Origin of the sequence: Planosporangium mesophilum (assembly GCF_016863255.1) — a bacterium.
Lineage (GTDB): Bacteria > Actinomycetota > Actinomycetes > Mycobacteriales > Micromonosporaceae > Planosporangium > Planosporangium mesophilum.
On the sequence record NZ_BOON01000019.1, the window covers coordinates 65,192 to 78,245 of the forward strand.

Consider the following 13,054-nt stretch of genomic DNA (forward strand, 5'->3'; position numbering starts at 1 on the left):
GAGAGGATGGGAAACCGTGACCGACGCCCGTACCGCCCTCGCCGCCGCGCTGCCGGACAGCGACCTGATCACCGATCCGGACGTACTGGCCGCGATCAGCCACGACGACGCCGAGTGGGCGGCGGTCGGTACCCCGGTGGCTGCGCTGCGGGCACGGTCGACCGCCGAGGTCAGCGCCGCGGTGGCCGCCTGCGCCGGGCTGCGCGTACCGATCGTCCCGCGCGGGGCAGGCACCGGCCTGTCCGGCGGCGCCAACGCGGTCGACGGCTGCCTCGTGCTCGACCTGTCCCGGATGAACAAGATCATCGACATCGACGCCGACAACCTGACCGTCGTCGTCCAGCCCGGCGTCGTCAACGACGACCTCAAGAAGGCCGTCGCCGCGCACGGGCTGTGGTACCCGCCGGACCCGGCCAGCGCACCGTGGTCGACCATCGGCGGCAACGTCTCCACCAACGCCGGGGGCCTGTGCTGCCTGAAGTACGGCGTCACCCGCGACTACGTGCTCGGCATGGAGGCGGTCGTCGGCGGGCCGGCCGGGCAGTACGGGACCACCGTCCGGCTGGGCCGGCGGACCACGAAGGGCGTGAGCGGATACGACCTGGCCGGCCTCTTCGTCGGCTCGGAAGGCACCCTGGGCGTGATCACCGAGGTGACGCTGCGGCTGCGCCCCGCCCGTACCCAGCCGCCCCGCACGGTCGTCGGCGCGTTCGACAGCGTCGTGACCGCCGGGCAGGCGGTGGCCGCGGCGACCCGGTCGGGGCTGGTGCCCGCCGCGCTCGAACTGCTCGACCGGGTCTGTCTGCAGGCCGTCGAGGAGTGGAAGCACCTCGGGCTGTCACCGTCGGCCGAGGCGCTGCTGCTCGCCCAGATCGACACCCCGGGCCCCTCCGGTCAGGAGGAGGCCGACACGATGGCCGCCGTGTTCCGCGACGCCGGGGCGCTGTGGGCGGAGCAGTCGACCGACGAGTTCGAGGCGGAGGCGCTCTTCGCCGCCCGCCGGCTCGCGTATCCCGCGCTGGAGCGGTTGAGCCCGGTGCTGACCGAGGACGTCTGCGTGCCACGGTCGGCCGTACCGGCGATACTGCGGTCCATCCTGGACATCGCCGGGCGGCACGGGGTACGCATCGCGACCATCGCGCACGCCGGCGACGGCAACCTGCACCCGCTGATCCTGACCCCGCCCGGCGACGACGCCGCCCGGGCTGCCGCCCAGGCCGCCTTCGAGGAGATGCTGACCGCGGCCATCGCGCTCGGCGGTACGGTGACCGCCGAGCACGGCGTCGGACTGCTCAAACGGCGCGGCATGCGCCAGGAGATGTCACCGGCGGCCCTTGCCATGCAGCGCGCCGTCAAGCAGACCTTCGACCCGCTCGACCTGTTCAACCCGGGCAAGGTCGTCGGCGACCCGACCGGCTGAGCGCCGGCTCAGCGCTCGACCAGGGCCAGCACGCGCGCGGGGCTGCCCGATCCACCGACGATCGCCAGCGGCCCGGCCACGAGGACCACGCCGGTCGGCGGCAATTGGGCGAGGTTCTGCAGCTGGGTCAGGCCGTACTTGCCCGCGCCGTGCATGAAGGTGTGGCAGGGGAACATCGGGTCGAAGCCCGCCGCCGCTCCCGCGTCCGTGCCTACGGTCTCCACCCCGAGCCCGATCACCGGCGACTCGTGGGCCAGCCACTTCGCGCACTCGATGGAGATCCCGGGGGTGTGGGGGCCGTCGGAGTCGGCGTTGAGGAACTCCTCCTGCGAGGAGGAGCGGGCGTCCCAGCCGGTGCGGTAGAGCAGCCAGCCGCCCTCGGGAAGCGGACCGTGCTCGCTCTCCCACTGCTTGATGTGGTCCACTTCGAGCAGGAAGTCGGGGTTGTTCGCCACTTGCGCGGAGAAGTCGAGCACCACCGCGGGGCCGATCAGCCGTCGCGCCGGCACCGACGCCACGTCCTCGCGGTCCCGTCCGGTCACCCAGTGGTTGGGCGCGTCGAAGTGGGTGCCCGTGTGCTCGCCGGTGCGGAAGTTGTTCCAGTACCAGCCCGGGCCGCGGTCGTCGTAACGGCTGATCTCCTCGAGCTCGAACGCTGCCGTCTGGCCGAACTCCGGAGGCAGCGCCAGCGTCGGGGTGTCGCCGGACAGCGGGGCGGTGAGGTCGACGACCTCGACCGAGCCGGAGGCGAGCGCGGCGACGAGGGTGGACAAGATCGACATATAGGGCCTCCTACCAGCCAAGATCGGCACGACTTCCGGGAAATTGTTGCCTCAGGTGCCTTCCGAGACCACTACTTCCCGAAACTTGTGACGATCATCAGTGGCCGCGGAACGCCTCCTCTAGCCACCACGCGCCACGAGCCGAGCTGATCTTGGCGTCGATGACCAAGGGTCGCTCCCGCGCACCGGCGAGCCAGTCGCCGACCGCCCCGAGGTCGTCGACGGTACGGACCGTCACCGCGTCGCAGCCGAAGCCCCGGGCCAGGGCGGCGAGGTCGGTGTCCGGGAACCGGACGGTGTCGAGCGGGTGCCCGTCCGGCCCGAAGTGGTGCACCTCCGCGCCGTAGGCGGCGTCGTTGTAGACGACGACCACCATGGGCAGGCCGAGGCGCACGACGGTCTCGAGTTCGGCGATGCCCATGAGGAAACCGCCGTCGCCACAGGCGGCCACGGGCAGCCGGTCGGGCCGCGCCAGCGCCGCGCCGATCGCGGTGGACAGGCCGAGGCCGATCGACTGGTACGCCTGGGTGAAACAGAAGCCGGCCTCGTCGGGTACGGACAGGAACATGCTGGGGTAGCCCATGAAGTTGCCCGAATCGACGGCGACGGTCCGCTCGGTGGGCAGCGCGTCGTCGAGCCCGATCGTCAGGGTGCGCGGATCGACGTGCGTACCGTCGGAGGCGTCCTGGTACGGGACGTCGCGCCAGCGGTGGCTGCGCCCGATGCGGTCGCGTACCTCGTCGGTGCGGTACCCGGTGGCGACGCCGCCGCGGGCGGCTAACTCGGCGGCGACGGCCTCCGCGGTCGCCCGTACGTCGCCGAGCACACCCAGGTCGATCGCGCGGTGCGCGCCGAGCGCGTCGACGTCGAGGTCGACCTGGACCACGGTGGCACCGGGGGCGATCAGCCGGCCGTGCCGCATCGTCCACATGTTCAGCGCGCAGCCCCAGCCGACGATGGCGTCCGCGCCGCGGATCAGGTCGGCCGCCAGGGGTGAGGCGAAGCCGCCGGAGACGTCAATGGCAAACGGGGCCCCGGTGAACAGCCCCTTCGCCACCGCGCTCGTGGCCAGCAGCGCCCCGCACCGCTCGCCCAGGTCTTCCAGCGCGGCGCGGGCCCCGGACAGCCTGGCCCCCCGTCCGGCCACGAACACCGGCCGACGGGCCGCGGCGAGCACGTCGGCGAGCGCTCCGACCGCCTGCCGGGCGGGGCCGGGCGGCGGCACGTCCAGGATGGCCGGTACCTCCAGGGCTTCCTCCGGGTACGGCGCGTGCTGGACCTCCAGCGGCAGGTTCAGCACGACGGTGCGCCGCTCGCTGAGGGCACGCTGGTAGGCGCGAGCCGCGTCCGCGACCGCGGTCTGCGGCGACCGTACCCGCTCGGAGACGGCGCCGACGGCGGTGGCGAGCGCAGCCTGGTCGACGTAGAAGTTCGAGCCGGGCTGCGTCGCCTCGGCGGTGAGCACCAGCAGCGGTGTACGGCTCTTGGCCGCCTCGGTGATGCCGGTCAGCGCGTTGGTCAGGCCGCAACCCTGATGTACCGACAGGGCCGTGACCCGGCCGGAGACGCGCGCGAAGGCGTCGGCCATGGTGGCCGCGCCGCCCTCGTGCCGGGCGGGCACGAACCGCGCGCCGGCCGCGACGAGCGCGTTGGTGACGTGGAAGTTGCCGCTGCCGACCACCCCGAACACGTGGTCGACGCCGAGCGCCGCAAGGGTACGGCCGACCGCCTCCGCAACGAGCATGGTTGTGCCTCCCGGTCCGGCCTGCGACAGTTCGACCATTCTGCACCCGGGCCCCGGCAGCCCGGTTCGGCGGCGGCCGGTTGGGCGGCGACCCGGTGACCCACGCCACTTCAGCGGATTTCCGTCACTGAATTCCGGGGTTCACGGCCCCGGCCCTGCCGAGCGGGGGACGATCAACGCGTGAGCCCCGACCACGCGACCAGCCTCGACGACCCGCCGGCCACGGCGGAGTCCGATCCGCCGAGGCAAGCCCGCCGCGCACGCCCCTCGGGCTGGCGGGTCGCCGGCGTCGCCGTGATCGCCGCGACGCTCGGCACGGAACTCGTCCTGGGCGGGCCGTCGCTGGCGCGTGCCGTCGCCCAGTTCCGCACTCCGCACCCGGGCTGGTTGAGCGCGGCGGTCCTCGTGGAGATGGCCTCGATGCGCGCGTACGCGCGGATGCAACGAGGCCTCCTCCGCTCCGCCGGGCTGCGCGTCTCCCTCGTCCGGCACATCGCGCTCGCCTACGCCGCGCACTCTCTCAGCGTCACCCTCCCCGGCGGGCCGGCGTTCTCCACCAGCTTCAACTACCAGCAGATGCGCCGCTTCGGCGCCACACCGGCCGTCGCCGCCTCGTGTATCGCGCTCAGCGGCATCATGTCCAGCACGGCCCTCGCCATCCTCGGCGTCCTCGGCGGTATCGCCGCGCACGGCCGGCCGAACTGGCCGTTCATGGTCGCCGAAATCGCGGCCTTCGCAGCGGTCGGGTACGCCGGGTACCGGCTCATCCGCCACCCGGGCGTCCTCGACCGGGCCGGTGGCCTCGCCGACACCGTCATCGCCCGGGTCCGCCGTCGCACCGCCGAACCGGGGCCCGGGCCGGTCACGGCGTTCCTGACACAGTTGCGCTCGGTGCGCATGCGGCCGAGACAGCTCACGGCCGCCGGTGGCTACGCCTTCGCGAACTGGCTCCTCGACGCACTGTGCCTCTGGATGAGCTGCGTGGCCGTCGGCGCCAGTCACCTCACCGCGACCGGCGTGCTCATCGCGTACTGCGCCGGCATGGCCGCCGGGAGCGCCCTTCCCGTCATCCCCGGCGGCCTCGGCGTCATCGACGGCGCACTCATCCTCGGCCTCATCGCCGGCGGGCTCGACGCCGGGCTCGCCATCGCGGGCGTCCTGCTCTACCGGGCGATCAGCCTCGGATTCATCATCGGCACCGGATGGGTCTTCTGGCTGATCATCCGCCGCCGCAGCCACGCCGAACCGGCGCGATCACGAGCCGACGAGCCTGCGGGTAACGGTTGATCGCGGCCTGAACCGCCGGTGCGGGACGGCGGCCATGTTGCCGCCGTCCCCGACCGGACGGTTCAGGCCGGCGTGCCCTTCACTTCCAGGTCACGAATCCGGCCCACGTTGTCGAACGAGCCGAAGCCGACCCGCCCCGAGCCGAACGTGGTGTCCTTCGCGGTCATCAACGGGTCCTTGCTGCCGTCGACGTACACCGCGATCTCTCCGGTGGCCGGCAGGTGCACGACCCGTACCTGGTGCCAGTCGGCATCGGTGATCGCGGGGTTCGCACCGCGGGACCGCCCGTTCCACTGGTACTCGATGCGTTCGCGGTCACCGTTGTTGACCTTGAAGATGCCGTTGTGCGGGTAGATCGTGTTGTCGGTCGACAGGTGGGCGTAGTAGAACTGCGTGTCCGACTGCCAGCCGAAGACGATGATGACGTCCCGGTTGGTGACCTCCACCGGCGTGTCGAGCCGCACCTGCGCCTCGATCTCGACCGACTTCCACTCCGGCCCGGCGTTCAGGATCGCGTACTCGAACGGGCGGCGCGGACCCGGACGGCTGGTGCCGGCCTCGGCTAGGATCACCTCGTCCTTGGTGAACTGCCACTTCGACGGCGTCACCGGCGCCCAGTTCGCAGCCCCCGTGGTGTTGCGAACCTTGGCGTGGCCGACGTTGCCGTCGGCGAAGGTCCTGGTACCGGTCACCTTCCAGACCTTCGCGTTGGCCTTGGCGAGGATGTACAGCTCCCCCGCGGCGTCGGTGCCGAAGCGCAGGTCGACCCGGTTGGGGTCGCCGGGCGCCCCTGGGCCGGAGAGGTCCTGCATCCGTACCGGCCGGCCGGCGGCGTCGAACAGGGAGAGGCGGTGGATCTGGGCGGGCGCCTGGCCTCGGCGCATCTCCTTGGCCTCCGTGTAGAGGACGCGCCCGTCGACGAGGTCACCGAAGATGTACTTGCCCTTCAACGCGGGCACGTCGTGTCCGCGGTAGACGTATCCGCCGGCGACCGCGACCCCGACGTCGGAGGTGCAGTTCCAGCCGGGCGCGGGGTCGTGGTCGTACGCGGCGACCGGGTAGACGTACCCGTTCTTCGCGTCGTCGGCCGGCAGCGGGTACAGACGGTCACAGGGGTTCGCCGGGTTCCGGTCGAAGACGAACGAACCCTCCCGCTCGCTCCAGCCCATGTTGTCGCCGGCCCGGACCTCGTAGATCGACTCGACGGCGTGCTCCCCGATGTGGCCGAGGTACAGCTTGCCGGTGGCGGTGTCCCAGCTGAAGCGGTGCGGGTCGCGGTAGCCGATGGAGTAGATCTCCCCGAGCGCGCCGGCGTGGGCGACGAACGGGTTCGAGGCGGGGATCCCGTACTTCCCGTTGGGAGAGTTGTGGCCACGCGGGTCGATCCGCAGCAGCTTGCCGTGCGGCATGCCGAGGTTCTGCGGGTCGGTGTTGCCCACGCCCTTGCCACCGTCGCCGACCGCGAGGTACAGCAGGCCGTAGTCGCCGTCGTGGCGCTTCGCGGTCGGGTTGAACTTGATCTCCTGGATGCCGTGGATCTGGCCGCCGAACCCGATGCGCAGGACTTCCCGGTGGGTGCCGGTGAAGGTACCGGCGGCCGGGTCGGTCGCCGTCCACTCGGTGATGACACCGTGGTAGATGGTGTTGGGCTGGGCGTAGTCCGGGACCACGGTCGTGGCCGACGCCTGCTCGGTGTGGAGGGTGTAGAACCGGCCGTTGGCGCGGAACTCGGGGTCGAACGCGACGTACCCGAAGCCCTGGCCGAGCCCCCGGCCCGAGAAGAACTGCGGTGCGAACGTGTTGGCCACGTCGAGGTAGACGTGCGGCACGCCGTTGGAGACGAGGTAGAGGTTGCCGTTGAGGTCCGGTACGGCGAGACGGCCGGACCCGTCGGGTACCTCGCTGATCGTGTTGATCCTGGCCTTCCGCACGAGCCGCTGATCGACCGGCGCCGGATTGGGCGACGACTGCGGGAAGCTGGCGTACTCCTGCAGGACCAGCCCGAGGCCGCTCTGGCTCGGCATCTCGGGGATGGGGTCGTAGGTCGCGGTGGCGGCCCGGGCGGGCGTCGCGGCCACAGTGGACAGAAGGACGGTGGCGGTCGTGAGACCCGCCGTCAGCATGGCTCTGCGGATCCTGGAGGTACTGGCGTCTCTTATGCGCACGCGTGTCTCCTTCTCGGGAATCGGGGGTCAGCGGGCCTGGTAGCGGTACTGCTTCTCGACGTCACCCGGCGACACCACGCTGTCGAGGAACATCAGGCTGTCCATGCGGCAATTGCACGGGTTGCGCTCCAGCGTGTTCTGCGGGAAGCTGCCGCCGATCTTGATGCCCCTGGGGTCGGACGCGGTGGTGACGTGCGGCCCGGGTCCCGACACGCCCCACGGGTCGTCGTTGCGGGTGTAGAAGCCGTCCAGCGGCTTGCCGTTGCGGTAGAGCGCCATGGTGCCGCTGGAGAAGTCGTACGTGGCGGCGAGGTGCACCCATTCGCCCCTCGGCAGCAGGGTCTGCCAGTCCTGGCTCGCGGCGAACGTCTGCGAGTTGCCGCCGTCGAGGCGCCGGCCGAGCGCGACCAGTCGCAGCGTGCCGTTGACGTCGATGAGTTCGAGCAGGGCCCGGACGTTGTGGCCTTCCGAGTCGCCGGTCAGCACGCCGGCCAGGCCGATGGCGTTGAACCGGTCGGTCGGGTTCGGGGTGGTGGAGTTGAGGGCCGGACCGTCCATGTCGGACTTGAACCAGCCCATCACCGTCGCGCTCTTGGCGCCGCTGAACGCGCGAAGAGTACGCACGCCGCTCGCCGACCAGGTGCCGGCCTTCCAGTCGTCGTTGCCCGTCACGTCGGGGTTGACCTGCCGGGTCTGGAGGGCGTTGCCGCTGCCCTTGTAGGCACGGTCCGGTACGCGCTGAGCGGCGCCACCGTTGACGAGTTCGATCTCGGTACCGGAGCGGCCCTGGTCGCGCTCGAGCGCGACGTCGCCCTCCACCGGGTGGTCGAAGTCGTAGAACGCGACGAGGTGCGATCGCAGCGCCGGATGGACGTCCTGCCTACCGTCCCGATCCGCCTGGGCGGGTGTCGGCGCGGCGCCCGCCGCCAGGCCGGCCACCAGCAGTGCGGCGGTGGCGACGACGGCGCGTCTGACCTTCGCCAAGGAGGTGCTCCTTTCGTCGACGCGGCACGTGCGTACTGGGTCGAAGCTCGCCGGTACCGCTGTTGCGGGGTGTGTCGTCGGGCGGGTTCGACCGCCGGGATGAAGCTCGCGGGCCATCGGTCAGCGAGCATGTAGCTGTACGTACGTAAGCGGTTACGTAAGCGCTTCCGCACTCTATGCTGTGCCTTGCGCCACAGGCAAGAGCGTGGTGCGGGTCAATACCTCGGAGGAGTTGCGCATGCCCAAGCGCGGTTCGACGCTGCGCCTCATCGACGTGGCCGAACGTGCCGGCGTCTCGCTCGCGACCGCGTCCCGCGCACTCTCCGGCCGAGACGGCGTGAGCGAAGAGGTCGCCAGCCGCGTCCGGAAGATCTCGCAGGAGCTCGGCTACGTCGCGAACCCGTACGCCCGCACCCTCGCTGGCGGCGCAAGCTCCACGGTGGGACTGATCGTCCACCAGATCGACGACCCGTACTTCTCCGAGATCGCCAGCGGCGTCGTCGAGGTGGCCGCCGAGAAGGGGCTGCTCGTCCAGATCTCGCACTCCGGCCGCGACCCCGACTACGAACTCCGCCAGCTCCGGCACCTCATCGCGCAGCGCGTGAGGATCATCCTGATCGCCGGATCGGGTTACAGCGACCCCGACGTGGAAGCCGAGGTGCGCGCCGAGCTGTCGGCGTTCCAGCGGCTCGGCGGCCGGGTCGCCGTCATCGGACGGCACGCGCTCGGCGTCGACGCGGTCCTGCCCGACAACGAAGCCGGCAGCCGGGCGCTCACCACGCACCTACTGGACCTCGGTCACCGGCGGATCGCGGTCGCCGCGGGCACCCCGCAGCTCACCACCGTCATCGACCGGCTCGCCGGGGTCTCGTCCGCACTGCGCGAACGCGGGCTCCCGCTCGACGACCTTCCCGTCGTCCACTCCGACTTCACTCGCGACGGTGGCCGGGCGGCCACCGAGGAGATCCTGCGCGACCACCCGGAGACCACCGCCATCATCGCGCTCAACGACGCGATGGCGATGGGAGTGCTGTCCACGCTACGAGCCCACGACATTCCCGTACCCGAACGGATGTCGGTCGTCGGCTTCAGCGACGTGTCCGTCGCCGCCGACCTCGCGCCCAGCCTCACGACCGTACGCCTGCCCATGACCGACATGGGCCGCATGGCGCTCACCCTTGCGCTCAAGCTCCGGTCGACGCGTCCCCGGCGTCGCCCGACGGGGTACACGCTGGTGGTACGCGACTCGACCGGCCCGTCTCATCGCTGAGCGGGCCGCCGGGCCACTCCCTCTCGGGCCTCGATTAAGTCAACTGATTGACTTACTCCGATGTCCTGGGCAGACTGTGGCGCGGGAACCCCGTCCATCCACGGACGGACACCGTCGAAGGAGATTCCGGTGGCTCAGGATGACGTGGAACAGCTGTTGCGGTATCCGATTCCCAACGAGTCCGCGCTGGAGCCGCCGGCGAACTGGGCACGGCTGCGGCAGCGGTGCCCGGTCGCGCGGGTGGCGCTGGCCAGCGGGGACGAGGCGACACTGCTGACACGGTACGACGACGTCAAGCGGGTGCTGTCCGATCCACGCTTCACCCGGCCGACCCCGGCGGATAACGCGGCCCGGGTCGCCGACGTGGAGTCGGGCGGGGTGTTCAACAGCGAGATGGCCACGGTGCTCCCCCAGCACGGCGAAGGGCACCTGCGGTGGCGGCGCATGATCGGCAAGTGGTTCACGGCCAAGCGGATGAACGCGCTGCGGCCGGGCATCGAGGCGATGGCCGAGCGGCTCATCGACGACATGGTCCAGCAGGGGCCGCCGGCGGACCTCAAGGCGAGCCTGGGTTTCCCACTGCCGGTGTGGGTGATCTGCGACATGCTGGGCGTCCCGGACTCCGACCGGGACAGGTTCGCCGCCTGGTCCGACATGATGTTGAGCATGACCCGCTTCACGCAGGCGGAGATCGAGACGGCGCAGGTCGAGTTCGGCAGGTACATGGCCGGCCACATCGCCGCCAAGCGGGCGGAGCCGGGCGAGGACCTGCTCAGCGCGCTCATCACCGACACCGACTCCGACGGCGAGCGGATGTCCGACGCGACGCTGGTGGCAACCGGCATGGGGCTGCTGATCGCCGGGCACGAAACCACCGCCAACATGATCGGCAAGATGGTCGCGATGCTGCTGGCCGACCGGCGGCGCTGGGAACAGTTGCTGGCCGACCGGTCCCTGGTACGCACCGCGGTGGAAGAGGCGCTGCGCATGGACGCCAACTCCGGGTTCGGCATGGTGCGCTACTTCACCGAGGACATCGAGATCGCCGGCACCGTGCTGCCACCCGGCACCACCGCCGTGTGCAGCATGGCCGCGGCCAACCGCGACGAGAGCGCGTTCGACGCCGCGGACGAGATGAACCTGGGCCGCAGCCCCAACCCCCACCTGGCCTTCGGCGCCGGAGCGCACTCGTGCATAGGTCAGCCGCTGGCCCGTACCGAACTGCAGACGGTGCTCGACGTGCTGCTGCGCAAGCTGCCGTCGCTGGAGCTCGCGGTTGACGTGTCGGACCTGCGCCGCGTCGAAGGGCTCGTCGTGGGGGGCTTGCGGGAACTACCGGTGCGGTGGTGACGAACAAGACCATCCGGGCTGAGCGTTCACACGCGACCCGGGAGCTGATCCTGGCGGCGGCGGAGCGGCTCTTCGCCGAGCACGGCGTGCTCGCGGTGTCCAACCGGCAGGTCAGCGAGGCCGCCGGGCAGGGCAACAACACCGCCGTCGGCTACCACTTCGGCACCAAGGCCGACCTGGTACGGGCGATCGCGCGCAGGCACTCCGCACCGATCGAGGAGATCCGCCGGCGGATGGTCGCCGAGCTCGGCGACAGCACGGACATCCGGGACTGGGTCACCTGCCTGGTGCGTCCCGTCACCGAGCACCTGGCCGCGTCAGGCAGCCCCACCTGGTTCGCCCGCTTCGGCGCACAGGTGATGACCGACCCCTCGCTCCGGCCGATCATCATCGAGGAGTCGCTGTCGTCACCGTCGCTGATGCGGGTCCTGGAGGGGCTGAGCCGCTGCCGTTCCGACCTGCCGGCCGAGGTCCGTGCCGAGCGCGGCGACATGGCCCGCCAGCTGATGGTGCACATGGTCGCCGAGCGCGAACGCGCCCTCGCCGAAGGTACCCCCACCCCGCGGTCCAGCTGGCACGACGCCGCGACCGGGCTGATCGACGCGCTCGTCGGGCTGGCGCTCGCGCCGGTCACCACCCCCTAGCGAGAAGAGGAAGAGCACCGTGAAGGTCTTCGTGGACCAGGACAAATGCTGTGGCGCCGGCACCTGCGTCATGCTCGCGCCGGACGTGTTCGACCAGCGCGACGAGGACGGGATCGTGGTCCTGCTCGACGGACAACCGTCCGAGGGGCTGCACCCGATCGTCCGGGAAGCCGCCAACGTGTGCCCGGCAGGGGCGATCACGGTGAGCGATAACGCGTGAGCGTACCGGACGAGGTGCTGGTGGTCGGCGCCTCGGCCGCCGGCCTGTCCGCCGTGGAAGCCTTGCGCCGCAAGGGATACCAGGGCCGACTGACCCTGCTGGGCGCCGAGCCGCACCCGCCGTACGATCGGCCACCGCTGTCGAAGCAGGTTCTCTCCGGCGACTGGTCGCCCGAGCGGGTCCGGTTGCGGCAGCCTGACGCGCTGTCCTTCTTGGACACGACGTTCATCCTCGGCGACCCGGCGGTCGGTCTGGACGCCGCGGCGCGCACCGTCCACACCGCCGCCGGGCGCGTGTTGACCGCGGACGCCGTCGTGGTGGCGACCGGGCTGCGGCCCAGGACCCTGCCCGGACAGGACGGTCTGGCCGGCGTCCACGTCCTGCGCACGCTCGACGACGCGATGGCGCTGCGGGCGGACCTGCGGTCCTGCTCGCGGCTCGTGGTGGTCGGGGACGGCGTGCTCGGCGCCGAGATCGCCGCCACCGCGCGCGGCATGGGCGTGGCGGTCACCATGGCCGGTCCGCAGCCCGCGCCGCTGGCCATGCAGTTCGGCCCGCTGGTCGCGGGACTGCTCGCCGAGCTCCACACCGAGCGCGGCGTCGAGCTGCGGCTCGGCGCCGCGGTCGTCGGCCTGGCAGGCGAGCACGGGCGGGTCACCGGGGTACGCCTGTCCAGCGGCGACGTGCTGCCGGCGGACGTCGTCGTGGTGGCGTTCGGCGCCGCGCCGGCGACCGAATGGCTCGCGGGCAGTGGGCTTCGAGTGGACAACGGGCTGGTGTGCGACTCCCGCTGCCGCGCGGCCGACGGGATCTACGCCGCTGGTGACGTGGCCCACTGGCATCATGAACAGCTCGATGCGTTGCTACGGCTGGAAAATCGCACCAACGCGACCGAGCAGGCGGTCGCCGTCGCCGGCGCCATCCTCGGCGACGACAGACCCTACACCCCGGCGCCCTACTTCTGGACCGACCAGTTCGACGCCAGACTCCACGTACACGGCACGCTGTTCCCGGACGCCGAGGTGTCGATTGTGGAGGGTGATGTCGCGGAGCGTCGGTTCGTCGCGATCTATCGCCGGGACGGCAAGGTCACCGGCGTGCTCGGCTGGAACATGCCCAAACAGGCGCGCCTGCGCCGGCAGGAACTCGTTGCGACTTCGATGCTCGTGGGAGGTAAGTCTTGACCAG

The 13,054-nt window shown here is 71.3% G+C and carries 11 protein-coding genes; 7 read left to right on the forward strand and 4 right to left on the reverse strand.

Annotated features, from left to right (window positions below):
• Window positions 1-16: 16 nt before the first annotated feature.
• Window positions 17-1,420 carry an FAD-binding oxidoreductase gene (locus Pme01_RS11255; RefSeq protein WP_168115414.1) on the forward strand — a complete coding sequence of 468 codons (1,404 nt, stop codon included), beginning with the start codon at window positions 17-19 and terminating at the stop codon, window positions 1,418-1,420.
• Between the two features lie 8 nt (window positions 1,421-1,428).
• Here the strand turns inward: Pme01_RS11255 and Pme01_RS11260 are convergent, their stop codons facing one another.
• Together Pme01_RS11260 and Pme01_RS11265 are read right to left on the reverse strand one after the other, a co-directional pair.
• Complete coding sequence (locus tag Pme01_RS11260) at window positions 1,429-2,202, reverse strand: cyclase family protein (RefSeq protein WP_168115413.1); 774 nt, start codon at window positions 2,200-2,202, stop codon at window positions 1,429-1,431.
• A gap of 97 nt (window positions 2,203-2,299) precedes the next feature.
• Window positions 2,300-3,946, reverse strand: coding sequence for a thiamine pyrophosphate-binding protein (locus Pme01_RS11265; RefSeq protein ID WP_168115412.1), 1,647 nt, complete (start codon window positions 3,944-3,946; stop codon window positions 2,300-2,302).
• 180 nt (window positions 3,947-4,126) lie between these two features.
• Here Pme01_RS11265 and Pme01_RS11270 point away from each other — a divergent pair, with 180 nt between their 5' ends.
• Window positions 4,127-5,233, forward strand: coding sequence for a lysylphosphatidylglycerol synthase transmembrane domain-containing protein (locus Pme01_RS11270; protein ID WP_168115411.1), 1,107 nt, complete (start codon window positions 4,127-4,129; stop codon window positions 5,231-5,233).
• A gap of 62 nt (window positions 5,234-5,295) precedes the next feature.
• Here the strand turns inward: Pme01_RS11270 and Pme01_RS11275 are convergent, their stop codons facing one another.
• Window positions 5,296-7,356, reverse strand: coding sequence for a PQQ-dependent sugar dehydrogenase (locus Pme01_RS11275; protein WP_168115410.1), 2,061 nt, complete (start codon window positions 7,354-7,356; stop codon window positions 5,296-5,298).
• A gap of 69 nt (window positions 7,357-7,425) precedes the next feature.
• A complete protein-coding gene (locus Pme01_RS11280) occupies window positions 7,426-8,382 on the reverse strand; it encodes a LamG-like jellyroll fold domain-containing protein (RefSeq protein ID WP_239088158.1) in 957 nt (318 codons plus the stop codon).
• Between the two features lie 238 nt (window positions 8,383-8,620).
• On the opposite strand from Pme01_RS11280, the gene Pme01_RS11285 reads away from it, so the two are divergent.
• From Pme01_RS11285 to Pme01_RS11305, 5 genes are all read left to right on the forward strand, one after another.
• Window positions 8,621-9,652, forward strand: coding sequence for a LacI family DNA-binding transcriptional regulator (locus tag Pme01_RS11285; protein WP_168115408.1), 1,032 nt, complete (start codon window positions 8,621-8,623; stop codon window positions 9,650-9,652).
• Between the two features lie 129 nt (window positions 9,653-9,781).
• Window positions 9,782-11,002, forward strand: a complete 1,221-nt coding sequence (locus Pme01_RS11290) for a cytochrome P450 (RefSeq protein WP_239088159.1) — start codon at window positions 9,782-9,784, stop codon at window positions 11,000-11,002.
• Window positions 10,999-11,646: a TetR/AcrR family transcriptional regulator gene (locus tag Pme01_RS11295; RefSeq protein ID WP_168115406.1), complete on the forward strand. Its 648-nt coding sequence runs from the start codon at window positions 10,999-11,001 to the stop codon at window positions 11,644-11,646. The genes Pme01_RS11290 and Pme01_RS11295 overlap by 4 nt, the downstream gene beginning before the upstream one ends.
• A gap of 19 nt (window positions 11,647-11,665) precedes the next feature.
• Window positions 11,666-11,866: a ferredoxin gene (locus Pme01_RS11300; protein ID WP_168115405.1), complete on the forward strand. Its 201-nt coding sequence runs from the start codon at window positions 11,666-11,668 to the stop codon at window positions 11,864-11,866.
• Window positions 11,863-13,050, forward strand: coding sequence for an NAD(P)/FAD-dependent oxidoreductase (locus Pme01_RS11305; RefSeq protein ID WP_168115404.1), 1,188 nt, complete (start codon window positions 11,863-11,865; stop codon window positions 13,048-13,050). Before Pme01_RS11300 ends, Pme01_RS11305 begins: the two co-directional genes overlap by 4 nt.
• Window positions 13,051-13,054: the final 4 nt, after the last annotated feature.

Bases quoted from the DNA above. Each gene is read 5' to 3' on its own strand.
- Pme01_RS11260 (WP_168115413.1), bottom strand. From the start codon at position 2,202: ATGTCGATCTTGTCCACCCTCGTCGCCGCGCTCGCCTCCGGCTCGGTC.
- Pme01_RS11285 (WP_168115408.1), top strand. From the start codon at position 8,621: ATGCCCAAGCGCGGTTCGACGCTGCGCCTCATCGACGTGGCCGAACGT.
- Pme01_RS11265 (WP_168115412.1), bottom strand. From the start codon at position 3,946: ATGCTCGTTGCGGAGGCGGTCGGCCGTACCCTTGCGGCGCTCGGCGTC.
- Pme01_RS11275 (WP_168115410.1), bottom strand. From the start codon at position 7,356: ATGCTGACGGCGGGTCTCACGACCGCCACCGTCCTTCTGTCCACTGTG.